Source organism: Streptosporangium sandarakinum (genome assembly GCF_013409935.1).
In the GTDB taxonomy this organism is placed as follows: domain Bacteria; phylum Actinomycetota; class Actinomycetes; order Streptosporangiales; family Streptosporangiaceae; genus Streptosporangium; species Streptosporangium nondiastaticum.
The window spans coordinates 2916951-2938795 of sequence record NZ_JACCCO010000001.1; the positions used below are offsets into that span (position 1 = coordinate 2916951).

Here is a 21845-nt window from a genome sequence, read left to right on the forward strand (position 1 = left end):
ACTGCCATGACGAGCAAGAAGAACCGCAAGAGCAGCGTGCTTTGGTCGCCGGACCTGGACGCCTACGCCTCCGGCCGGATCGACGTCTCCCAGATCCGCTGCGCCCTGTGCGAGCAAGCGCCGTGCGCCTGCCCCGAGTTCGGCACGAAGGAGTACTTCGCGCTGATCGACCGGCGGCACGGCCGCACGGGAGGTGCGCGATGAGCCGCCACACTCCCGCTGAGATGTCCGCCGAGGAACTGGCCGGCGTCCTGGGCCGTGAGCGCCAGGCCGCCGAAGTACGGCGCGCCGACGAGCTGGCCCGCACCCGCGCGCAGGCTGCCCACGAGCGAGCCCGCGCCGATGTCGCCGTCGGCTCACGCCTGGAGGAGCTGGCCCGCGCCGAGCGGGAGGCGTCCGCCAAGGCCGATGCGGAGCTGGCCCGCATGTACCGGGCAGCGCTCACCTCCGGAGAGCGCATCCGCATCTCTGCCGGACTGTCACAGTCGGCCGAGGCCAGGGCGCTGCGCCTGGAGCGCCTACGGACCCTGAACCTCAAGGTCCTCGTGCCAGTACTGCTGGGGTTCGCCGCCTGGTCCACCACGGGCGTACAGGGCGGCGCGGCCCGGCTGATGGCCATCGGCTCGGATGAGGCGATGTGGTGGGCGCTGTGGCTGCTGGAGCCGGTCCTGATCGGCGCGGTGGCCTGGGTCATCATCGCCCGCGCCCGCCTGGCCGCCTCCGGTGGCCGGCTGGCCGAGGCCGCCGAGTGGATCGCCGTCGCCTGCCTGGGCACGAGCGTGATCCTCAACGTCATCAGCGCGTTTCCCGGCGAGGGTGGCCCGACCGGCTGGGCGGTGGTCGGCGCGATCATCGCGCACGCCATCGGCCCGTTCGGAGCGGCGGGGACCGCGCACCTGATAGGCGTCATCGACGCGAGCATCGCGCACGCCGATCCCTGGCACGACGAGCGCGGGGAGCGGGTGCCGCGCCTGGCGGAGATGGACCTGCGCCCGCCCGTCTCACCTGCGCTTGACGCCGCGCACGAGAACGCGAGCCCGGCCGTTTCGCAGAGCACTCCAGAGCGCCCCCCGCTGGCGTGGCCGATCTCGGCTGACGGGCGGGAGCTGCTGCCGATCATCGCGCGTTCGGCCCCCGCATCGGCACGGGCGCGCGGCACCGCGCGAAACGGGGCTGGCCAGGGGGGATCGGCCACGCTGAGAGCGCCCCGCCCGGTGCGCCCGGCAGCACGCCCGAACAAGGGCGCGGCGCTGCCGCCGGTCTTGAAGGGCGTGCCTGCCCGTTCGGTCACCGATGAGGAGCTGACCCAGCGCCTGGCCGCTCTCATGGACGCGGATGCGCTCGCCGAGAGCGCGTCCATCCGGCAGGTGGCGACCGCTCTGGGGATCGGGTTCGAGCGCGCCAAGCGCGTGCGGGCCGCCCTCGCCGCAACCGCGTCTGAGCACGGTGAGGAGGTCGCGGCATGAGCACGCTCGCCGTCTGCCTGATCCTGCTGCTTCTCGTCCTCGGGTCGATCACCGAGCCGCGCCCGGGGGATCGCACCCCGGCGCAGGTGGCCGCCTGCCTCGCCACCGCCACACCGCGCGGCTGCCTGGGCTGGCTGGCCGGGGTGTTCCTCGCCGTGCCGCTGTACGCCGCCGCCGTCGCCACCCGTACCGCCCTGTGGCTGGCCCTGGCCGGCCTGTCGTGGACGGCGTGCGCGCTCACCACGCTGCTGGCCATGGACGGCCGCGCGGTCCGGATGGCCCGCATGGCGGGAGGCCGAGCATGAGCGCCCGCCCCCACCCCAACTTTGACTTCACCGAACCGCTGAAAGGTGGTGCCGCCATGGGAGACCTCGTCCGATTCCCCCAGCGGCGCGACGCCGACGCCGCGCCGCCGCTTCCGCTTCCCGCCCGCGCCGATGCCGCTCCCGCCGCGCTGGAGGGCACGCTGCTGCCCCGCCCGGAGACCACGCAGGCCGCCGACGTCGCGCCGCTGCCGATGCGGATCACCGGGCGCGTCATCGCGGCGCGCGATGCCGAGCAGACCGCCGCCATCGTCCGGGCGGTGCTGCGCACCTCCCTGACCATCGGCCAGGGCTGGCACTCGTGGCTGATCCGCTCCTGGGACGCGCTCACCCTGGGGGTCTACCGCAAGCAGATCCGCGCGGCCGAAGCCATGGGCGACCGTGATGCGCTGGCCGAGTGGGTCGAGCGCAAGGAGCGGGCCGTCCAGCAGCGGCACGCCCGTCTCATGGACCTGCCGCTGACGGCCCTGAACGTCGCGAAGTTCCTCGGGATCTCACTGGTCGGCGCGCTGGTGCTGTTGCTGCTGCTCAGCCTCGCGGTGTGGGCCACCGGGGTGGGTGAGTTCGGCGCGGTGTTCGGCGCCGTCGGCGCCCTGGTCCGCGGCATCTTCCAGGTGGTGGCAGCCGTCTGGACGCCCCTGCTGGTCTGCTCGCCGGCCGCGTTGCTGCTGGCCGCCTGGCGGGAAGGCCGCCGCCGCGGCATCACGCCCGTCTGGCTGGCCGCCAGCGGCGCCGGCCGGGATGACACCGGTGCTCCGATCACCCCGTCCATCGTGGTCACCGCCCTGCGGGACCTGAACTACGCCCCGCTGCGCAAGGCCATCAAGGAGATGGGCGACGCCGGTGCGGCCATGCTCAGCCCGATCCGCATCGCCGGATGCGGTGTCGAGGTGGACGTGACCCTGCCCTCGGGCTCCTCTACGGACGAAGTGCAGAAGCGGCGCCGCAAGCTGGCGGAGAACCTCGGCCGCCACGAGCACGAACTGTTCATCACCATCCCGCAGGCCGCCCGCACGGTGCGGCTGTGGATCGCCGACTCCGGCGCACTGGACGAGCCGATCGGCCCGTCCCCGCTGGTCACCGACCCGGAGATGAAGGCCGACTACAAGAGCGGCCGGGCGCCGTGGGGCCAAGACCTGCGCGGGGACGCCGCAGCGATCAGCCTGTATCAGCGGCATCTGCTGATCACGGGGCTGTCCAACCAGGGCAAGACCGCCTCGCTGCGGGCGCTGGCGCTGTGGCTGGGCTTCGACCCGAAGGTGGAGTTCCGTATCGGTGACCTCAAGGGCGTAGGCGACTGGGCCATGTTCGACGGCCTGGCCACCGTACTGATCCAGGGGCCGACCGATGAGCATGTCATAGCCGTGACGGAGATGGTCGAGGAGGGCGTGCGGGAGATGGAGCGGCGCCTGCTCGCCAAGCCCGGCACCCGGTTCGCCCCGCTGATCCTGATCGTGGACGAGGCGCAGGTGGCGTTCATGTGCCCGGCCAAGGGCGAGGACGGCCGGCCCTACGGCGGGACGAAGGCCACGTCCCGGTACTTCATGGCGGCCCGGAAGCTTCAGAACCAGGGGCGGGCCGTGGACGTGCTGCTGTGGCAGGGCACGCAGAACCCCACCGACGCAAACCTGCCCGTCCTCGTCCGCGAGGGCGCTCACATCCGCACGTCGCTGGCCGTCGGCACCGAGTCGCAGTCGCGTATGGCGCTGGGCGACAAGGCCGTTGATGGCGGCGCGTCACCTCACCTGCTGCGGCAGGGCCTCGACAAGGGAACGCTCGTCAGCAACGGCGAGGGCTTGACGCTGCCGACGGGCCAGTCGTCGATCACGATCCGCACGCACTACATCTCCGACGAGGAGGCCGTCGAGGTCGCCGACCGGGCCAAGGCCCACCGCAAGAACGTGACCACCCGCGCCAGCGTGGTCCCCGAGGAGCAGATCGACCCTTACGCCGACATCGCCGACGTGCTGGGGGACGCGCCGCGGATGCCCACCCAGGAGGTTCTGCAGCGCCTGACCGAGCGCAACCCCGGCACCTACCGGGAGTGGACCTTCGCCGACCTGAAGCGGGTTCTGGAGGGGTCCGGGGCCGAGCCGTACAAGTCCGACGGCCGCATGGTCATCAGCCGCGACCGCATCCTGACCGCCCTCGCCCAGCGCGAGCAGAACCACCGCCAATACCACGCTGAGTAGCGGGAAGCCGTCAGGGATGCCCTCAGGGAGGCAGGGAGAACTCCCTGACCGCCTCCCTGCCCCGCCTCCCTGGCCACCACCAGCGCAAACACCTCTTCAGGGAGGCAGGGAGGCACCTCCCGGCATGGCCCTGGAACCCCCTCAGGGGCCGCTTCGCGGGCGGGGCCTTCCGCCTCCCTGCCCGGCGACCTGACTCCGCTCCGTCACCACACAGACGCCCCGGGAAACCCGATCAGGCCACCTGTGCGCGCCCGACATACGCCACCTTTCACCGATCTTCATCACCACCGTCAAGGAGACATCCATGTCCACCCCGACCACCACCACCCGCTCCCGCCGCCGCGAGGTCACCACAGACCTGACCGGCCGCGAGCTGCGTGAGATCTTCGACGCCGTCCTACCGCACGCCGGCACCGACGACACCCTCCCGCCGATCACCATGCTCACCCTCGACGTGACCGACGGCTGGCTACACGTCCTGGCCACCGACCGCTACACCCTCGGCATCGTCCGCCACCCGCTGCCGACCACCTGGGGGCACTTCGCGCTCACCCTGCCCGCCCGCGCCGTCCAGGCCGTGCTCCGCCAGATCAAGCTTCGCGCCACCCTCACGATCCGCCTGACCCCAGACGGCCTGAGCATCGACCAGACCAGCGAACCCGCCCTGAGCTACCGCCTCCCGGCCAGCGGCGAGCACCCGCTGCTGTCCGACTGGCGCGCCTGGATAGCCGAGCGCGCCCGCCTGACGCCTGACCCGGTGCTGACCTCGCCGCACGGCGTGGCCCTGAACGCCGCCTACCTGGCCCGGTTCCGCCCCGCGACCCGCACCGGCGCCCCCTTGGAGATCCGCCCGGCCGGGCGCTGCATGCTCATCACCTGCGGCACCCACTTCCTCGGCCTGATCTCCGCGATGGACCTGACGAGGGCCCACGCCGAGACCCCTGACCCGCTGACCGCCTGGCTGCCTGCCCCCGCCGATGGGGAGGTCGCCGCATGACGACCATGACCGCGGCGCCGGTGTTCTACCTCGGCGCCCACCAACCGCACTGGCTGTGGACCGCAGACTTCCCGCTGTTCGTCAGCCACCGCCAGCTGGCCCGCAAGGCCACGCTGCGCCCGGCCCGTACCCGGTGGGCGCTGGACTCCGGCGGCTTCACCGAGCTGAGCCTGCACGGCCGATGGATCACCAGCCCCGAGCAGTACGCCGCCGCGGTCACCCGCTACCACGAGCAGATCGGACAGTTGGACTTCGCTGCACCGCAGGACTGGATGTGCGAGCCGTTCATGCTCCAGCGCACCGGGCTGAGCGTGCGCGAGCACCAGCACCGCACCATCGCCAACTACCTACACCTGCGCCGAATCGCCCCACATCTGCCGTTCATTCCGGTGCTTCAGGGCTGGCAGCTGAGCGACTACCTCACCTGCCTGCGGCTGTATGAGGCCGCCGGAGTGGACTTGGCCGCCCTGCCGCGCGTCAGCTTGGGCTCGGTCTGCCGCCGCCAGTCCACCGCAGAGATCGAAGCCATCGTCACCACCTTGGCCCGCGCCGGGCTGCGCCTGCACGGCTTCGGCGTCAAGACCGGTGGCCTGCACCGCTACGGCCCACACCTGGCATCAGCCGACTCCATGGCCTGGAGCTACGCCGCCCGCCGCGAACCACCCCTGCCGGGCTGCACCGGTCACAAGAACTGCGCCAACTGCCTGCGCTACGCCACCACCTGGCGCACCCGCCTGCTGACCGGCCTAAAACGACGCGGCCACCAAGCCGACCTCTTCGACTACCTCGGAGACGCCGCATGACCACACCTTCGCCCCTGCGCTACGCCCTGGCCGCCGTCCGCGACTGGAACGTCTTCCCGCTCACCACCCGCTGACCGAAGGAAACCCATGAGCACCATGACTCAGGCGATCGAGGACATCCTCGACGCCCTCGACGACCGCGACCTTCCCGCCGCCCGCGAGCACTTCGATCGGGCCATCCACGGCGAGCCGTCGGCCGTGACCGACCTCCTCAAGCGGCTCGCCGCGACCGTCCCCATCCCCACCGGGATGATCGTGTTCGGGTTCGGGATCGACATCTGGAACAACCCGCACCGCGACGACTACGCCTGGCGGTGCGGCGACTGCCCATGGACCGGCAGCAACTACCGCAGCATGCCGGCCGCCCGCACCGCAGCCCAGGAACACGCCGCCGACCACCAGGCCACCGGAAAGCCCGTCCCGGCCGTCGTGGAGTACGGCAGCACCCTGCACACCGCAGGGGCGGCGTGGTAACCGTCATGAGCGTCCCCGACCGGCTCCGTTACGCCCTGGCCGCTGCCGCCCGCGGCTGGGCGATCTTCCCCATCGCCATCGGCGACAAGCCACCCGTCAAGGGCTTCACCGACTGGGAGGCCAAGGCCACCGCCGATCCCGAGAAGATCCGCCGCATCTGGTCGCGGGCGCCGTACAACATCGGCATCGCCTGCGGTCCGTCCGGCCTGGTCGTGATCGACCTGGACACCCCCAAACCCGACGAGGACGGGCTTCGCCCGCCGCCCCCTTGGGACCTGCCGGGGGTGAACGACGGCGCCGACGTACTGGCCGTCATCTGCGAACGCGCCGGCCAGCCGCTGCCGCTGGAGACCTTCCAGGTCCGCACCCGCCGCGGCGGCACCCACCTGTACTTCGCCGCCCCGGACGGGGCCCGGCTGGGCAACACCGAGGGCGACAAGGGCAACGGCCTGGGCTGGCTGATCGACACCCGCGCCCATGGCGGTTACGTCCTCGGCCCCGGCAGCCACGTGAACCGGCTAGACGGCACCGGCGCCTATGAGGTGCTGCACAACGCGCCCCCGGCCCCGCTGCCCCCCTTCCTGTTCCAGCTGCTTGCACCCCCGCCCCGTCCGGCGCCGACGCCCGTGCGGCTGAGCCTGCCCGACACCCGCCGGGGTGCCTACCTGCACGCGGCCATCACCCGCGAGCTGGACCGGGTGGCCGCCGCACCGACCGGCCAGCGCAACAGCACCCTCTATCTGGCCGCGATCGCCCTCGGCCAGCTGGTCGCCGGTGGCGCACTCGGCGAGACGGAGGTGACGACCTTGCTGGAACAGGAGGGGGTCGATGCCGGGCTGAGCCGCGCCGAGACCCTGCGCACCATCGCCTCCGGCCTGAGAGCCGGCGCCAAGCGACCCCGCACGGTGGCCGCATGACCACCCGATCGACGCACCTGAGGAGCTGAACCGATGTCTGAGCACACCATGCGTGGCGCGCTGCTCCTGGACGCTCTGCTGGCCGCGCTGACCCGCTACGTCATCCTGCCGAGCCCGGAGGCCGCCGATGCGGTCACGCTGTGGATCGCCGCCACCCACGCCCAACCGGCCTGGGCGCACGCCCCCCGGCTGGTGATCCGCGCTCCCGAGAAGCGGTGCGGCAAGTCCCGGCTGCTGGACGTGGTCGAGGCCACCTGCCATGACCCGTTCATCACCGTCAACAGCTCAAGCGCCGCGGTCTACCGGTCCATCAGCGATGACCCGCCGACCATGCTGGTGGATGAAGCGGACACCATCTTCGGGCCGAAGGCCGACGGCAACGAGGACCTTCGCGGCCTGCTCAACGCCGGACACCAGCGCAACCGGCCCGCCAAGCGCTACGACGCCAACGCCAACCGGGTGGAGTCCATCCCGACGTTCGCCATGGCCGCCCTCGCCGGGATCGGCGCCATGCCCGACACCATCGAGGACCGCGCCGTCGTCATCCGGATGCGCCGGCGCGGCCCCGGCGAGACCGTCGCCCCCTACCGGCACCGTCGCGACCGGCCACCCTTGCGCCAGCTCGCCGACGACCTGGCCGCCTGGCTGCGCGCCGACCTGGCCACCTTGGAGCAGGCCGAACCGGCCATGCCGGTGGAGGACCGGGCCGCCGACACCTGGGAACCCCTGGTGGCCGTCGCCGACCACGCCGCAGGGCACTGGCCCGAGCGCGCCCGCGCCGCCGTCCTGGCCCTGACCGCCGAGGCCGACGAGTCCGGCCAGCCCTCCCCGCGGATCCGGCTGCTGACCGACTGCCGCACCGCCTTCGGCACCGACACCGCCCTGCCCACCGCGACCCTGCTGGAACGCCTCAAGGCCGATCCCGAAGCACCATGGGCCGACTACGGGCCGACCGGACTGACCGCGATGCGGCTCGGCGCGATCCTGCGCGAGTACGACATCCGCTCGGCCAACATCCGCTTCCCCGACGGCACCCAGGCCAAGGGCTACCACCGCGCCGACTTCACCGACGCCTGGACGCGCTACTGCCCCGCCGTCGACCCGGTTCCGGAGGCCGATGTGCTCGCCTTCACCCGAGGGAGCCGTCCCAGCCGTCCCAGCATCATCAGTGCAGGTCAGAGCGGGACGGCTCCGATCCCTGGGACGGCTTGAGCCGTCCCACCGAAAAAGCCGTCCCAGGCTTGAGCTGCGGAAATGAGCCTGGGACGGCTGGGACGGCTACCCCCCTCAGAACTTGACCCGACCACCCCGAAAACCCGCCGGATCCACGCGCATCGCCGAGGAGAAACACCCGCCATGCCCAGGGCCGAAAAGCTCACCATCGCCGACATCTGCGAAGACCTCGGGATCTCCCGCAGCACCTTCTACGACTGGCGTGCCAAGCACCGTGCTCCGAAGTGCATCACACTGCCGAACGGCAGCCTGCGTGTTCGCCGAAGCGAGTACGAGCGGTGGTTGGCCTCCCGAGAGGACATCGCCTGATGAACACCACCTATGACGTGCGCGTATGGCGTCTGCTGATCAATAAGAACAAGGGAGGGAACACCTACACCGTTCGCTGGCTCACAGCGGACCGACCATGGCGGGAGACTTTCACGACACGGGCGCTCGCCGAGAGCTTCCGCGCCGAGCTGCTGACCGCGATCCGGAAAGGCGTGGCGTTCGACTTGGCCACCGGTCGCCCTGCTGAGCATGCTGGCCAGCGCGGCCAGTCGGTTACCTGGTGGGCGCTGATGTGCGACTACGTCGACCATCGCTGGGACGACGCCGCCCCGAACACGCGCCGTTCGATCGCTGACGCTCTCTCCACCGTCACCCTCTCCCTGGTCAACAGCGGGACGGGATGTCCCACGAAGGAGGAAATCCGCAAGGCCGTGACCAAGTGGGCAGCCCACAAGCCCCGGCGCGCCACCGACGACATGCCCGAGGACATCGCCCGTACCGTGTCATGGCTGGAGAGACACACGCTTCCGGTTGCCTCGCTTGCCGATGAGGCCGTGATCCTCAGGACGCTCAAGGGGATCTCCAGGACCCTTGATGGAAAGACCGCTGCGGGAACCACGATCGCCCGCAAGCGGGCGGTCTTCTACAACGTGCTGGACTACGCGGTGAGCCCTGCCAAGCTCTTGGCAGGCAACCCGCTGATCAGCGTGAAATGGAAGGCGCCCAAGGTTACCGAAGAGATCTCTCCCCGCCGTGTAGTCAATCCTCAGCAGGCTGAATCGCTGCTGATTGCCGTGGAGAAGATCATGCCGCGCCTGACCGCGTTCTTCGCGGTCATGTACTACTCGGCTCTGCGCCCCGCGGAGGCCGTTGACCTGACCATCGACGAAATCGACCTTCCCGAGGCGGGGAACAGCGACGCCTGGGGATGGTTCTGCCTCGGTGACTCCGCGCCGGCTGTGGGAGCTGACTGGACAGGCAATGGGCAGCGTCGGGAGTCTCGCGAGCTCAAGCACCGGGCGCGCAAGGCGGTCCGGCCAGTGCCGATTCCACCGCCCCTGGTCACCATCCTCCGAAGTCACCTCACCAAGCACGGCATAAGCCGCGACGGTCACTTGTTCGTCGGAGAACGGGGTGGTCCGCTGTCGGAAAGCGTCTATGGCCGCGTCTGGCAGAAGGCCCGCATGGTGGCGCTGAGCACGGCAGAGACCGCCTCGCCCCTCGCTGAGCGGCCTTACGACCTTCGACACGCCTGCGTATCTACCTGGCTCAACGCTGGTGTCCCAGCACCTCAGATCGCCGAGTGGGCAGGACACAGCGTGAACGTGCTTCTACGGGTCTACGCCAAGTGCATCGCCGGCCAGGATGACTTTGCTCGGCATCTGATCGCTGAAGCTTTGAAACGCGAGCGAGAGACCTAACGGATCACCAGTCCGCACATGATGTAGCGCTCCCATCGAGTCCGCGGGAGCGCTACATCACATATAGCGCGTGGGATGTGACCCTGATCATGGCTGCCGCTGATCTGACACCTTGGGCGCCTCCCGAGGATCGACCGTCTTTTCCTCTTTGGCCGACGGGTACAAAGAGGGATATATCGGCGCAAGACGGCCGTAAGCATCGAACCCGGCATCTGGGAGGGCATCCGATGGGTCTACCGGGCTTACTTGCCTCTTCCGGTCAGGCCGCCCAATGGCGTCAGCGACCCGTTGAATATCAACAAGGCCGTACATTCCCCTGACTCCAGATATGGACATTCCAGCGGCTTCTGCCAGGGAAGCAAGGCGGTACGGCTCAGGCCGAATGAACTCTCGCCCGTAAGTCACGAGAAGTCGCATTTGCTCCTCGACCTCCCTCTTTGCCCTGCCGAGTCGGCGTAGCTCCGATATCAAGAGGTCAGAGCTGTCCTTAGGGGCACCCGCTGGACCGGTCAGCCGCTTCCGCATCTCGTCTCGCCGGCGACTCGCTTCGGAGCGTCGTTGCACGAAGTGCTCGCGCTTCTCCTGCGGCCACGGTGCAGGGTCGGGATAGAAGACCTTGATGATCTCTTCTGCAATGTCGCTCACGCCTTGCAGTATGTACACATTTATGCGTACACCGCAATGCGTTGCGGAGAACGCATAAACCTTTGACAGCTTAGACGTAGAAAGCTCATACCGGTTACAAGTTTCTTCACCCGCCAGAAGAGACTAGTAACTCCGATCAGCTTTCACCCAAGTAGCACCGAAGGCGATCTTCTGGAACGGTGTGGTTGCGCAAGGGCTTTGCCCGATCTATGTGAATGGTCCCTCGCGGGCACGAGGGACCATTCTGCGGCACTCATGCAGTTAGACCCAGAGAGGCCACACGATGAGGATACTTAGCCAAGCTGTCCAGCGAAAGCAAGAGGAACAACCTGAAGAGAGGCGTCGACTTCCGCTTCGCTGGGTCGTCATCCTCAGCCTGGCAGCAGGGACAGGAGTCTTCGTTGGGGCCATGACCACCAGCATCGCCACCGGATTCGGCACAGGGCTGGCCATGGTGGGCCTCCTCCACCAGATCATGGATTGAGGTCACAGAGCAACGAACTGTCCTGCCATCGCCGAAGAGACTCGTCTTCGTCGGCCGCGCTCACGGACGACGCCTCCAGTCGACAGGAGCCTGTCCAGGCGAAGACCTCAGCGCATGGCCTTGAGAGGCACAGGATGCGATCCCTTGAGGCTATGCAAGAGGCCGGCCAGCCACCGACGCACATCCGACGCGAACGCCCGGAGACCTCCGGCGATGACCGTGGACAGCCGGACATAGAAGAAGAGCCCCATCGCCGCGTTTCCGCTGGTGATGGGGCTCTCCCGCTGGTGTGGCAGGTGCAGGACTTGAACCTGCGTAGGCTGAGCCGACGGTTTTACAGACCGCTCCCTTTGACCACTCGGGCAACCTGCCGCGTCATCCGCTCGAAGCGGCGACATGAGAAAGAATAGCGGACTTCGGGGTGTGACGTGACATCGGCGGGATCCGGCTCGGGCGGGCCCGCCGTACGGAGGTCGCGGCCCGCCGTACGGACGGTTTCGTCGCGTGGGAGCTCCGCTGTCGCAAGGGATCCCGCGCGCGGAGGTCCCCATCGTGCGGGTCTCGCCGTACGGGGCCCTGCCGTGTGGGGTCACCGTGCGGAAGGCCCCGCCGGGGCAGGGCCCGTACCGGCGGTGGGCGATCATTGTCACCGTCGTCGGGGTGTTGACGGTGACGTTCGATGTGTGCCGACCGGCGAAGGCGCTAGTGTCGGCGAGAGAGCTAGAGAGGACAGCCAAGGCATGGCCGACAGCAGTTTCGACATCGTCAGCAAGATCGACCACCAGGAGGCCGACAACGCGCTGAACCAGACGGTCAAGGAGGTCGGGCACCGGTTCGACTTCAAGGGCACCGGCGCGAACATCGCCTGGGCGGGCGGGCAGAAGGCCGTCGAGATCCGGGCCAACAGCGAGGAGCGGGCCAACGCCGTCCTCGATGTCTTCAAGGACAAGCTGATCAAGCGCGGGCTCTCCCTCAAGATCCTGGACGCCGGCGAGCCCAAGCTGTCCGGCAAGGAGTACCGGCTCATGGTCAACCTCAAGGAGGGCATCGACCAGGAGCACGCCAAGAAGATCTCGAAGATCATCCGGGATGAGGGACCCAAGGGCGTCAAGGCCCAGATCCAGGGCGAGGAGCTGCGGGTGAGCTCCAAGAAGCGGGACGAGCTGCAGGAGGTCATCGCCCTGCTCAAGGGCAAGGACCTGGAGATCGCCCTGCAGTTCACCAACTACCGTTGACGCACCGGGAACCAAGGCCCTGATCTGTGGCGTCAGGGCCTTGCTCTCCTGGGAGGACGCACCCGGGGCATGCGAACGGCACGTCCGGCCGAGCCCCATTCTCTCCCGCACGCCGCTCCCCGCCCACCGGGCAGGAAGGCGCATGCGCCGCTTCGACAGCGGCACACGCGATCGCTCATCGGATGGAGGAGCGGGAGGACCCGGCCACGTCCGGCGGCTGCCGTGGCCGCGGCACGTCCCGGCCGGAATGACGCCCAGGGCACGTTGCCCAGGAGCCGTGCCTTTCTGAAGGGCGCGGGACGCTACCGGCCCGTCTCCGCGTCGATCGCCCGTGGCAAGGCGGGCATCCGGGCCATGGACCGGAGTTCGCCGGGGGACGCCGATTCGATGTCGGCGAGACCGGACGGCCGCGCGGGGCAAGGCCGGTCGAGACCGCCGACACCGCCGGAGGAAATGCTCGATTCGCGACCAAACCTTTCGTCCCCGGGGGGCGTCTATACCGGTGGTGAAAGGAGCGCCGATGAACCCCCCACGCGGCACAGCCGCACTCCTCACCGCCGTGACGGCGGTGACCTCGTTCTTGATCGCGGGTCCGGCGGACGCGAAGACGGAAGCCGTGTCCGCCGACTCCGTCGACTACGCGTGGATCAAGAGCTGCCCCAAGAAGGACTACACCGTTCCCTGCGGGAAGTGGAAGCTGGCCATGCGCAGCGGGAAGACCATCACGCTGACCGACGCGCAGTCCTTCCCCAGGAGGCCCGGAGGCAAGGTCGACAAGGATCTCGGTGCCCCGCTCCGGGTCAGCGGGGACGGCCGGATCGTGAGCTACCTCAAGAACGGCCGGCTCGTCGTCCGCGACGTGAGCAGCGGCGAGGTCAGGCCGCTGCCGGGCCGGGCCGCCACCCTCCCCCGGGGGGCCGACGAGGGGGAAGTGTCCACCGCCCTCTCCCCCGACGGCTCGGTCGTCGCGGTCGACTACGGGGACGCGAACGACAGGCTGCCGAGCCTCATCGCCGACCTGAGGACCGGCAAGGTGGCCACGCTGTCGGCGAGGGAGGACGTGGCGGGCTTCAGCCCGGACGGCGAGCATCTGCTGACCACCCGGCAGACCGCCGACAACACCACCGAGTTCTCGGTCTTCGGCAAAGACGGCCGCAGGACCGCGCGCAGGGTCGTCCCGCAGATCGTCGCCAACAACGCCCCGTTCGCGCTGGCCGACGACGGGACCACGGTCGCCGTGGTCGTCGGCGGGGACTCGGGTAAGCCCCGCCTGCACACCTACGACCTGACCTCCGACGCCGTCTCCGGTGCCGTACGGTTCAGCCTGCCGAAGGGCGAGGAGGTGCAACTGCTCGGATGGGGGCCGGCGGGTGCCCTCACCATGTGGAACTACGTCGGCAACGGGGACGCGGGGACCGTCCTCGTGGTGAAGCGGACGGTGGACGCCGAGACCGGCGTCACTCGCAGGCTGCACTCCTTCAAGCCCCGGCGGGATTCGTGGATCTGGTGGGCATCCGGAGAATAGCCACTCGCTATCTTCCCTTTTATGGGGAAAATTCATGACAGGATCGATGGCCGGCTGCGCGCGTTCATCGAGGCGCAGCCGGTCTACTTCGTCGCCACCGCCCCCGAACAGGGTGGACACGTCAACGTCTCCCCCAAGGGATACGCCGACACCTTCGCCGTCCTCGGCGACACCACCGTCGCCTACCTCGACCTGGACGGCAGCGGAGTGGAGACCGTCTCCCACCTCCGTCAGAACGGCCGCATCACGATCATGTTCTGCGCCTTCTCCGGGCCGCCCAACATCGTCCGCCTGTACGGCACCGGCCGGGTCGTCCTCCCGGCCGACCCCGACTTCCCCGAGCTGATCCGGAACTTCGGCCCGCACCCGGGCGTCCGGACGATCATCGTCGTCGAATGCGACCGCATCGCCGACTCCTGCGGCTACTCGGTGCCGTTCATGTCCTTCGACCAGGACCGGACGCTGCTGGACGAGTGGACCGGGCGCAAGGACGTCCAGCGCAGGCGCGCCTACCGGGCCAAGCACAACCGCGAGAGCATCGACGGCATCCCCGGCCTCGCCCCCGAGGAGACCGACCCCGTCACCCACCACTCCTGAGGGACGGGTTCCAGCCCTGGCGGCCGTCCTCGCCCCGGCCCTCCGGGAAGAGGACGTCCGCGACGGCTCAGCGGCGGTAGCCGGCCATCCGCTCCAGGCGGGCGACGCGGTCGGCGGTGGGCGGGTGGGTGGAGAACAGGCGGCCGATGCCCGCGCCCCGGAACGGGTTGGCGATCATCAGGTGGGAGGCGGAGGCGATACGGCCGTTCTCCGGGAGCGGCAGCCGGCGGGCGCCCATCTCGATCTTCCGCAGGGCCGAGGCGAGGGCCAGCGGGTCACCGGTGAGCCGGGCGCCGGACTCGTCGGCCTGGTACTCCCGGGAGCGGGACACGGCCATCTGGATCATCCCGGCGGCGACGGGGCCGAGCACCATCATCAGCAGCGCGCCGACGAAGCCGGGGCCCTCGTCGTCGTCCCCGCCGCCGAAGAACATGCCGATGTAACCGAAGTAGGTGATCACTGTGGCGAGCGCTGCGGCCACCGAGGAGATCAGGATGTCGCGGTTGTAGACGTGGGACAACTCGTGCCCGATGACGCCGCGCAGTTCCCGCTCGTCGAGGAGCCGGGTGATGCCGTAGGTCACGCAGACCGCGGCGTTCCGGGGGTTGCGGCCGGTCGCGAAGGCGTTGGGCTGCATCGTCGGCGAGACGTACAGCCGCGGCATGGGCTGGCGGGCCTCGGTGGAGAGCTGGCGCACGATGCGGTAGAGGACCGGCTGCTCGACCTCGCTCACCGGGCGGGCGCGCATCGCCGACAGGGCGATGCGGTCGGAGAAGAAGTAGGCGAAACCGTTGGAGGCCAGCGCGATGAGAACGGCGATCTGCACGCCCGCGCCGCCCCCCAGCCAGGCGCCCACCGCGATGATGACCGCCGACAGCGTGCCGAGGAGGACCGCGGTACGCAGACCGTTGTGGCGCACTGCACCGTCCTTTCGGTGGATGCGATTCGGCCGGTGCCGACTCATCAGTGCCAACGTTTCCGGCCAGGTCGAACGTTCCCCGGCCTAGCCGGACGTTCCCCGGGGGCGCTCTGCCGACGGTGATGGACGGCCCCAGTGGAGGCCCGGCCGACGGCGGCGATCCGGGGCCGGGAGCACTCAGCCGGTGGCGATGAGTGTCTCCGGCAGGAGGACGAACACCGTCTGCGGGGCGACGGAGAAGAGCACGGCGACGACGGCCGCCAGAGCGATCGCCACACCCGCCGCCACCTGCCCGGTACGGCCGCCGGCCGCCGCGGAGACGGCTCCCGGCGCGACCGGGACGGCCTCGGGGGCGGTCCCCGCCACGCCCGGAGCCGGAGCTGGAACCGGAACCGGAGCCATGGCCGGGGCTTCGGCTGGAGCCGGGGTGGTGGTCGCGGCGGGAACAGGGGCCGGAGTGAAGATCCGTACGACCCAGGCGACGTAGTAGTACAGGCCGATCACCGTGTTGACGGCCATCACGGCGGCCAGCCAGCCCAGCCCGCCGCCGACGAGCTCCCGGAACACAACGATCTTGGCGAACAACCCGGCCAGCCCCGGCGGCAGGCCCGCCAGGCAGATCAGGAAGAAGGCCAGCGCCGGACCGGCGATCCGGCTGCGGGCGGCGAACCCGCGGTAGCCGTCCAGCTCGCCCGATTCGCCGCGCCGCGCAGCCAGCATGACCACCGCGAAGGCGCCGAGGTTCATCGCCGCGTAGAACGCCAGGTAGGCGACGGAGGCGTTCATCGCCCGCTCGTCACGGACCGCGAGAGGAGCGAGGATGTACCCCGACTGGGCGACCGACGACCAGGCGAGCAGCCGTACGGCACGGCGCCGGCGCAGGGCCAGCAGGTTTCCGGCGGTCATGGTCAGCGCGGCGACGACCGCGACCAGCGGGGCCCAGACCGGCGCCAGGTTTCGCAGGCCGCCGACCAGGACGAGGATCAGCCCGGCGAACCCCGCGGCCTTGGAGACCACCGAGAGGAGGGCCGCGACGGGGATGGGGGCGCCCTCGTAGACGTCGCCCGCCCAGGCGTGGAACGGCACCGCGGCCACCTTGAAGGCGAACCCGGCGAGCACCAGGACCGCGGCGACGGCGAGCACGGGCGGCAGGTCGTGACCGATCTGGAGTGAGGACGCGTACGCCCCGTCGACGCCGCCCGCCGTGACGGCGGCCGGCCCGGCCGTCCCCACGCCGGAGCCGGATACGGCGCCCGCCGCGGCCCCCGGCACCGCGTGCGGTACCCGGGCCAGCCGTTCGAGGTAAACGGTGCCGGTCAGGCCGTACAGCAGGGAGATCCCGAAGAGCATCACGGCCGTGGAGACCACGGAGACGAGGAAGAGCTTGACGGCGGCCTCCGAACCGCGGCCGTCGTAACGCCTGAGCGCGGTGAGGGCGAAGACCGGCAACGAGGCCAGTTCCAGCGCGACCACAAGCATCACCAGGTCGCGGGAGGCGGGCAGCGCGACCGCGCCGGTCAGCGTGCAGAGCAGCAGGAAGTGCCACTCACCGGCGGGGATGTCGCCGAACGACAGCTCGGTCATCGACAGCAGCACCACGATGATCCCGGCGGCCAGCGCGAGCCCGGCGAAGACCAGGGTGAAGCCGTCCACCACGAACGAGCACGGGGGCGCGGCACCCGCCTCCGGCGCGGTGACCGGGAACGGCGCGCCGGGTCCGGGGGCGGCGGAGCCCGGCAGGCCGGGGGGCACGCAGAAGGTGCGCAGCGGCCCCGCCGCCCGCACGGCCTGGGAGATCACCACGGCAAGGGCGCCGGTCACCCCGGCCAGTGTCACGATGCCGAGCAGTGGCCTGGCGTACGGCGCGCGGGGCAGGAAGACGTCCAGGAGCAGCACGAGCCCGGCGGTGAGCGCCAGGATCAGCGGTGGCGCGACGGCGTAGTAGTCGATCGGCTGGATCACGGCGCCCCCAGGAGGCTTCGGGCCACCGGGCCGGTGACGTCGAGCAACGCCTTGGGCCACAGGCCGAGCAGCAGGATCAGCGCCATGAGCGGCACCCAGGCGACGAGTTCGTGGGGCGCGACGTCCCGCATGCCCCGCCTCCCGTGCCCCCTTCCACGGCCGGTGCTCCCCACGTCTGCCGTGCCCTCTCCGCTTTCGGCGTTCCCGGTGCCGCCTGTGTCCGCCGGGCCGACGGCGGCCAGCACCGGGGCGTGGACGGTCTCGACGGGCCGGCCGTGGGTGACGCGGGAGAGCATGGACAGGAAGTACGCGGCGGTCAGGACGGTGCCGAGGCCACCGAGGGCCATGAAGACGAGATAGAGGGAACGCGGCAGGCCCGCCGCCGGCCGGAACGCCCCCAGGAGGGAGAGCACCTCGCCCCAGAAGCCCGCCAGGCCGGGAAGGCCCAGGGAGGCGACGGCGGCGAAGGTGAGCACGGAGCCGAGCCGGGGCAGGCGTGTCAGCATCCCACCGCCGAGCGACGGGATCTCCGCGGTGCCGTAGCGCTCCTTGATCGAGCCGACGACGAAGAACAGCAGCGCGGTGATCAGGCCGTGGGCGATGTTGCCGAACAGCGCTCCGTTGAAGCCGGCCGGGGTGAGCGCGGCGAAGCCCAGGAGGACGAAGCCCATGTGACCGATGGAGGAGTAGGCGATCATCCGTTTGAGGTCGCGCTGGGCGAGACAGGCCAGGGAACCGTAGATGATGCCGATCACCGCGAAGGCGCCCAGCCACGGGGCCAGGACGGTGGCGCCGCCGGGGAGCATCGGGACGGCGATGCGGGCGAAGCCGTACGTGCCCATCTTGAGCAGGACGCCCGCGAGGAGCACCGAGCCGACGGTGGGCGCCTCGGTGTGGGCGTCGGGCAGCCAGGTGTGCAGTGGCCACATCGGGGTCTTCACCGCGAGACCGGCGCCGACCGCCAGGAAGGCGAGGATCTGCGCGGCCCGGGACATGCCGGTTCCGTGGGCACGGGCGAGAGCGGTCATGTCCAGGGTGCCGGTCTGCGCCCAGATGAACAGCAGGCCCAGCAGGAGCACCACCGAGCCGAGGAGCGTGTAGAGGATGAACTTGGTGGCCGCCGCCCGGCGGCGGTGACCGCCCCAGATGGCGATCACGAAGTACATCGGGATGAGGACGACCTCGAAGAACACGAAGAACAGCAGCAGGTCCAGCGCCAGGAAGGTGCCGATCATGCCCACTTCGAGGACCAGCAATGTGAACGCCAGGGCCCGCGGGCGGCCGCCGTCCGCGGGCTCGGACGGACGGCCGGACGCCGCCCCGGGTGGGTCGCCGGGCGAAGGCGTGGACGGGCCTCCGGGCGAAGGCGTCGCCGAGCGGCCGGGGGCGGGCACGCGGCCGGACCCGGCGGGGCGACCCCGGCAGAGGTAGGCGAAGCAGAGGAAGGTCAGCAGCGCGGTCAGCAGGACCAGCGGCAGCGAGACGCCGTCCACGCCGAGGTGGAACCTGAGGCCCAGGCCGGGAATCCACGGCAGGTTCGTGACGAACTGCATCCGGGCCGGGTCGTCGTGGTCGAAGGCGGCGGCCAGGACGGCCGACAGCGCGAGCGTGATCCCGGACACCGCCAGGCCGTACCGGGGGAACCAGCGTTCCCGGGCCGTCGGGCCCCGGGCCGCCGAGCCCACCGGAACGGCCAGCAGAACCGCCCCGGCGAGCGGGACCGCGAGCAACGCGACCGGCAACCAGCTCATGTCACCCGCCACCTCCCGGTCACGGCTCTCTCCGGTGCGGTGATCGGCCCGGCTCCGGAAACCCGGGCCTGACCGGGCCGGTGCGCGGAACCGGCTCGGTCCGGAAGCGGCTCCGGGGATGAAGCCGGCCGGTGGGCGGCGCCGATCCGGAAGACGCCGCCGGCCTGCCGGGCGGAACCGGCTGGACAGGTGAGGACGGGTCCGCGGGCGGGGGTCATCTGAGCATCACCGCTCCCACCGCGAGAAGCAGGACGCCCGCGAGCAGGCCGGTGACGTAGAGCTGGGCGTTGCCGTTCTGCGCCCGGCGCACCAGGCCCGCCAGCCCGGTGACCGTCCGGCCGGAACCGCGCACCGCTCCGTCCACCACGCGGCCGTCGGCACGGGCGACCACGTACGCGAGGAGCAGCGTGGGACGGACGAGCACCGCGCGGTACAGCTCGTCGACGGAGAACGCCCGCTCGCAGAGCCCGCGGAGAGGGCCGAGCAGCCGGGCCGGGTCCCGCCGGGGATCGGCCCGCCACACGGCGTGGACCGCGCCGGCGCCCAGCAGCGCGAGCGCGACGCTGAGGACGGCCGTGCCCCAGTGGATGTGGAGCGCGCCGGGCAGACCCAGGAGCAGGGCTGGAACGGCGAGAATGATGATCGGCCAGCGCATGACGGGCGGCGCCTCGTGGACGGCGGCGGACGGGGCGGGCTCGGAGGCGGACTCAGGGGCGATGGACGGGGCGGGCTCGGAGGCGGACTCAGGGGCGATGGACGGGGCGGGCTCGGAGGCGGACTCAGGGGCGATGGACGGGGCGGGCTCGGAGGCGGCGGTGCCGGGGAGGCCGGAGAGGGCACGTTCGCCGAAGAACGTCCGCAGCCACGCGCGGGTGGCGTAGGCGCCGGTCACCGCGACGGTGGCGAGCGCGCAGCCGTACAGGAGCAGGGCCACGGGGGCGGCGAGGTGACCCGCGGACAGGGACCGCTCGACCGCCGCCAGCACCTCGTCCTTGCTGAAGAAACCACTGGCCGGCGGGAGGCCGGCCAGGGCGGCGAACCCGATCGTCATCGCCGCGAAGGTGACGGGCAGCCCCCGGCGCAGACCGCCCATCGCGCTCATGAGGTTGGAGCCGACCGCGTGGATCACCGCCCCCGCGCACAGGAAGAGCAGGGCCTTGAAAGCGCCGTGGGTGATCAGGTGGAAGACCGCCGCGTCGCGGGAGCCGGCGGCCAGGGCCCCGGCCATATAGGCGAGCTGGCTGATCGTGGAATAGGCCAGCACCCGCTTGAGGTCGTCCTGCGCGAGGGCGGCCAGCGCGGCGCCGAGCATGCCGAGCGCGGCCATGACCGCCAGCACGTCCAGGGCGGGTCCGGAGGCCAGGAAGACCGGATAGAGGCGGGCGACGACGAAGATGCCGGCCGCGACCATGGTGGCCGCGTGGATGAGGGCGCTGATCGGGGTCGGGCCGGCCATCGCGTCGGGGAGCCAGGTGTGCAGCGGCACCTGGGCGCTCTTCCCGGCGACCCCGGCCAGCAGCAGGAGGGCGGCGGCGAGGATCGTGCCGGGCGGCAGCTCCGGGAGCTTGGCGAGGACGTCGGCGATCCGGAAGCCGCCGGCCGCCGTGCCGAGGACGAAGACGCCGAACAGGAAGCCGACGTCGCCGATCCGCGTGACCAGGAACGCCTTGATCGCCGCCCGCGAGTTGGCCCGGTCTTCCCACCAGTGCCCGATCAGCAGGTAGGAGCACAGGCCCATGACCTCCCAGCCCACGTAGAGGACGAGGAGGTCGGCCGCGTAGACGACCAGGAGCATGGCGCTGGTGAACAGGCTGATGAAAGCGCTGTAGGAGGGGTAGCGCCGGTCGTCGCGCAGGTAGCCCACGGAGTAGACCTGGACGGCGAGCGCCACCACGGTGACCAGCACCGCGATCGTCGCGGCGAGGCCGTCGACGAGCAGTCCGACGGAGATCGGCGCCGAGCCCGTGTCAACGGCCACGGACGCCGTGGCGACACGGGCGGTGCCGGCCGACCCGGTGAACCGGGAGAGCCAGTCACCTCCCCCGGCGGCCTGACCGGCCCGTATGGAATACGCCAGCCAGATCGTGAGCAGCGTGGAGACCGCGGTGGGCACGATCGCGATCCAGGCGGCCCGCCGGTTCGCGGCCGCGTCGGCCGCCCCTCCGCGGAGCCCCTTCGGGAACCGGGAGCCCAGCAGGCCGGCGGCCGCGGCCGCGAACGGCAACAGGATGGCGAGGACGGCGGCGGTGGTCACGGGCCCTCACCGGGCCCGGAAGAAGGCGGGGACACGGCCCCGGGGACGGATGTGGATCCGGTGGGGGCGGGGGTCTCGGCCAGGAGGCGGAGGCGGTCGAGATCGACGGTCCGGCGGTTGCGGTAGAGGGCGAGGATGATCGCCAGGCCGAGACCGACCTCCGCCGCGGCGATCACGATGACGAACAGGGTGAGGACCTGGCCGGCGTGCAGGCGGTCGCGCAACCACACGTCGAACGCGACCAGGTTGAGGTTGACCGCGTTGAGCATGAGCTCGACGGACATCAGGACGAGGATCGTGTTGCGCCGGGCGAGCACGCCGTACACGCCGATGGAGAACAGCAGCGCCGAGACGACCGCCGGGTAGACGATGTGCAT

20 protein-coding genes and 1 tRNA gene are annotated in these 21845 nt (G+C 70.7%); 14 read left to right on the top strand and 7 right to left on the bottom strand.

The genetic code is table 11. The annotated features are described in order from the left end of the window. The first annotated feature begins 6 nt into the window (after positions 1 to 6). The 11 genes from HDA43_RS13025 to HDA43_RS13075 all read left to right on the top strand — a co-directional run bounded on the left by HDA43_RS13025 (position 7) and on the right by HDA43_RS13075 (position 10096). Positions 7 to 204 carry a hypothetical protein gene (locus tag HDA43_RS13025; protein ID WP_179820240.1) on the top strand — a complete coding sequence of 66 codons (198 nt, stop codon included), beginning with the start codon at positions 7 to 9 and terminating at the stop codon, positions 202 to 204. Then, entirely contained in the window at positions 201 to 1466 is a 1266-nt protein-coding gene (locus HDA43_RS13030; protein ID WP_179820243.1) for an SPFH domain-containing protein, read from the top strand. Before HDA43_RS13025 ends, HDA43_RS13030 begins: the two co-directional genes overlap by 4 nt. After that, a complete protein-coding gene (locus HDA43_RS13035) occupies positions 1463 to 1771 on the top strand; it encodes a hypothetical protein (RefSeq protein ID WP_179820246.1) in 309 nt (102 codons plus the stop codon). The genes HDA43_RS13030 and HDA43_RS13035 overlap by 4 nt, the downstream gene beginning before the upstream one ends. A gap of 56 nt (positions 1772 to 1827) precedes the next feature. After that, positions 1828 to 3981, top strand: coding sequence for a P-loop NTPase family protein (locus HDA43_RS13040; protein ID WP_179820248.1), 2154 nt, complete (start codon positions 1828 to 1830; stop codon positions 3979 to 3981). Positions 3982 to 4285: 304 nt separating this feature from the next. Continuing rightward, on the top strand, positions 4286 to 4978 hold the full coding sequence (locus tag HDA43_RS13045) for a beta clamp domain-containing protein (protein WP_179820251.1): 693 nt from the start codon (positions 4286 to 4288) through the stop codon (positions 4976 to 4978). After that, positions 4975 to 5781, top strand: coding sequence for a deazapurine DNA modification protein DpdA family protein (locus HDA43_RS13050; RefSeq protein WP_218911707.1), 807 nt, complete (start codon positions 4975 to 4977; stop codon positions 5779 to 5781). The genes HDA43_RS13045 and HDA43_RS13050 overlap by 4 nt, the downstream gene beginning before the upstream one ends. An 87-nt stretch (positions 5782 to 5868) precedes the next feature. After that, the gene (locus tag HDA43_RS13055) at positions 5869 to 6255 is read left to right on the top strand and encodes a hypothetical protein (RefSeq protein WP_179820253.1); all 387 of its coding nucleotides are present in this window, start codon (positions 5869 to 5871) and stop codon (positions 6253 to 6255) included. Positions 6256 to 6260: 5 nt separating this feature from the next. Next, the gene (locus HDA43_RS13060) at positions 6261 to 7172 is read left to right on the top strand and encodes a bifunctional DNA primase/polymerase (protein ID WP_179820256.1); all 912 of its coding nucleotides are present in this window, start codon (positions 6261 to 6263) and stop codon (positions 7170 to 7172) included. A 33-nt stretch (positions 7173 to 7205) separates the two neighbouring features. Beyond that, positions 7206 to 8384, top strand: coding sequence for a DUF3631 domain-containing protein (locus HDA43_RS13065; RefSeq protein WP_179820258.1), 1179 nt, complete (start codon positions 7206 to 7208; stop codon positions 8382 to 8384). Positions 8385 to 8528: 144 nt separating this feature from the next. Continuing rightward, complete coding sequence (locus HDA43_RS13070) at positions 8529 to 8714, top strand: helix-turn-helix transcriptional regulator (protein ID WP_179820261.1); 186 nt, start codon at positions 8529 to 8531, stop codon at positions 8712 to 8714. Beyond that, on the top strand, positions 8714 to 10096 hold the full coding sequence (locus tag HDA43_RS13075) for a tyrosine-type recombinase/integrase (RefSeq protein WP_179820263.1): 1383 nt from the start codon (positions 8714 to 8716) through the stop codon (positions 10094 to 10096). The genes HDA43_RS13070 and HDA43_RS13075 overlap by 1 nt, the downstream gene beginning before the upstream one ends. Before the next feature lie 87 nt (positions 10097 to 10183). Here the strand turns inward: HDA43_RS13075 and HDA43_RS13080 are convergent, their stop codons facing one another. Both HDA43_RS13080 and HDA43_RS13085 read right to left on the bottom strand, forming a co-directional pair. After that, positions 10184 to 10741 (bottom strand): hypothetical protein, encoded by a 558-nt coding sequence (locus HDA43_RS13080; RefSeq protein ID WP_179820265.1) that lies wholly within the window; start codon positions 10739 to 10741, stop codon positions 10184 to 10186. A 774-nt stretch (positions 10742 to 11515) separates the two neighbouring features. After that, positions 11516 to 11597 (bottom strand) — tRNA-Tyr (locus tag HDA43_RS13085). A gap of 368 nt (positions 11598 to 11965) precedes the next feature. Here HDA43_RS13085 and HDA43_RS13090 point away from each other — a divergent pair. The 3 genes from HDA43_RS13090 (at position 11966) to HDA43_RS13100 (ending at position 14582) form a co-directional block, all read left to right on the top strand. Continuing rightward, on the top strand, positions 11966 to 12460 hold the full coding sequence (locus HDA43_RS13090; protein ID WP_179820268.1) for a YajQ family cyclic di-GMP-binding protein: 495 nt from the start codon (positions 11966 to 11968) through the stop codon (positions 12458 to 12460). Positions 12461 to 12980: 520 nt separating this feature from the next. Then, positions 12981 to 13985, top strand: coding sequence for a TolB-like translocation protein (locus tag HDA43_RS13095; protein ID WP_179820270.1), 1005 nt, complete (start codon positions 12981 to 12983; stop codon positions 13983 to 13985). 21 nt (positions 13986 to 14006) lie between these two features. Next, positions 14007 to 14582 carry a pyridoxamine 5'-phosphate oxidase family protein gene (locus tag HDA43_RS13100; RefSeq protein ID WP_179820273.1) on the top strand — a complete coding sequence of 192 codons (576 nt, stop codon included), beginning with the start codon at positions 14007 to 14009 and terminating at the stop codon, positions 14580 to 14582. Between the two features lie 67 nt (positions 14583 to 14649). Here HDA43_RS13100 and htpX read toward each other — a convergent pair whose 3' ends face one another. The 5 genes from htpX to nuoK form a co-directional block, all read right to left on the bottom strand. After that, positions 14650 to 15501, bottom strand: coding sequence for a zinc metalloprotease HtpX (gene htpX, locus HDA43_RS13105; protein ID WP_179820275.1), 852 nt, complete (start codon positions 15499 to 15501; stop codon positions 14650 to 14652). A gap of 177 nt (positions 15502 to 15678) precedes the next feature. After that, the gene (locus HDA43_RS13110; protein ID WP_179820277.1) at positions 15679 to 17463 is read right to left on the bottom strand and encodes an NADH-quinone oxidoreductase subunit N; all 1785 of its coding nucleotides are present in this window, start codon (positions 17461 to 17463) and stop codon (positions 15679 to 15681) included. Then, the gene (locus HDA43_RS13115; protein WP_179820280.1) at positions 17460 to 19214 is read right to left on the bottom strand and encodes a complex I subunit 4 family protein; all 1755 of its coding nucleotides are present in this window, start codon (positions 19212 to 19214) and stop codon (positions 17460 to 17462) included. The genes HDA43_RS13110 and HDA43_RS13115 overlap by 4 nt, the downstream gene beginning before the upstream one ends. 214 nt (positions 19215 to 19428) lie before the next feature. Further along, entirely contained in the window at positions 19429 to 21468 is a 2040-nt protein-coding gene (locus tag HDA43_RS13120) for an NADH-quinone oxidoreductase subunit 5 family protein (RefSeq protein ID WP_179820282.1), read from the bottom strand. Next, positions 21465 to 21845, bottom strand: a complete 381-nt coding sequence (gene nuoK, locus HDA43_RS13125; RefSeq protein ID WP_179820285.1) for an NADH-quinone oxidoreductase subunit NuoK — start codon at positions 21843 to 21845, stop codon at positions 21465 to 21467. The genes HDA43_RS13120 and nuoK overlap by 4 nt, the downstream gene beginning before the upstream one ends.

Bases quoted from the DNA above. Each gene is read 5' to 3' on its own strand.
- HDA43_RS13075 (WP_179820263.1), top strand. From the start codon at position 8,714: ATGAACACCACCTATGACGTGCGCGTATGGCGTCTGCTGATCAATAAG.
- HDA43_RS13025 (WP_179820240.1), top strand. From the start codon at position 7: ATGACGAGCAAGAAGAACCGCAAGAGCAGCGTGCTTTGGTCGCCGGAC.
- HDA43_RS13045 (WP_179820251.1), top strand. From the start codon at position 4,286: ATGTCCACCCCGACCACCACCACCCGCTCCCGCCGCCGCGAGGTCACC.
- HDA43_RS13065 (WP_179820258.1), top strand. From the start codon at position 7,206: ATGTCTGAGCACACCATGCGTGGCGCGCTGCTCCTGGACGCTCTGCTG.
- nuoK (WP_179820285.1), bottom strand. From the start codon at position 21,845: ATGCACATCGTCTACCCGGCGGTCGTCTCGGCGCTGCTGTTCTCCATC.
- HDA43_RS13100 (WP_179820273.1), top strand. From the start codon at position 14,007: ATGGGGAAAATTCATGACAGGATCGATGGCCGGCTGCGCGCGTTCATC.
- HDA43_RS13040 (WP_179820248.1), top strand. From the start codon at position 1,828: ATGGGAGACCTCGTCCGATTCCCCCAGCGGCGCGACGCCGACGCCGCG.
- HDA43_RS13055 (WP_179820253.1), top strand. From the start codon at position 5,869: ATGAGCACCATGACTCAGGCGATCGAGGACATCCTCGACGCCCTCGAC.
- HDA43_RS13115 (WP_179820280.1), bottom strand. From the start codon at position 19,214: ATGAGCTGGTTGCCGGTCGCGTTGCTCGCGGTCCCGCTCGCCGGGGCG.
- HDA43_RS13095 (WP_179820270.1), top strand. From the start codon at position 12,981: ATGAACCCCCCACGCGGCACAGCCGCACTCCTCACCGCCGTGACGGCG.
- HDA43_RS13050 (WP_218911707.1), top strand. From the start codon at position 4,975: ATGACGACCATGACCGCGGCGCCGGTGTTCTACCTCGGCGCCCACCAA.
- HDA43_RS13070 (WP_179820261.1), top strand. From the start codon at position 8,529: ATGCCCAGGGCCGAAAAGCTCACCATCGCCGACATCTGCGAAGACCTC.
- HDA43_RS13030 (WP_179820243.1), top strand. From the start codon at position 201: ATGAGCCGCCACACTCCCGCTGAGATGTCCGCCGAGGAACTGGCCGGC.
- HDA43_RS13090 (WP_179820268.1), top strand. From the start codon at position 11,966: ATGGCCGACAGCAGTTTCGACATCGTCAGCAAGATCGACCACCAGGAG.
- HDA43_RS13060 (WP_179820256.1), top strand. From the start codon at position 6,261: ATGAGCGTCCCCGACCGGCTCCGTTACGCCCTGGCCGCTGCCGCCCGC.
- HDA43_RS13035 (WP_179820246.1), top strand. From the start codon at position 1,463: ATGAGCACGCTCGCCGTCTGCCTGATCCTGCTGCTTCTCGTCCTCGGG.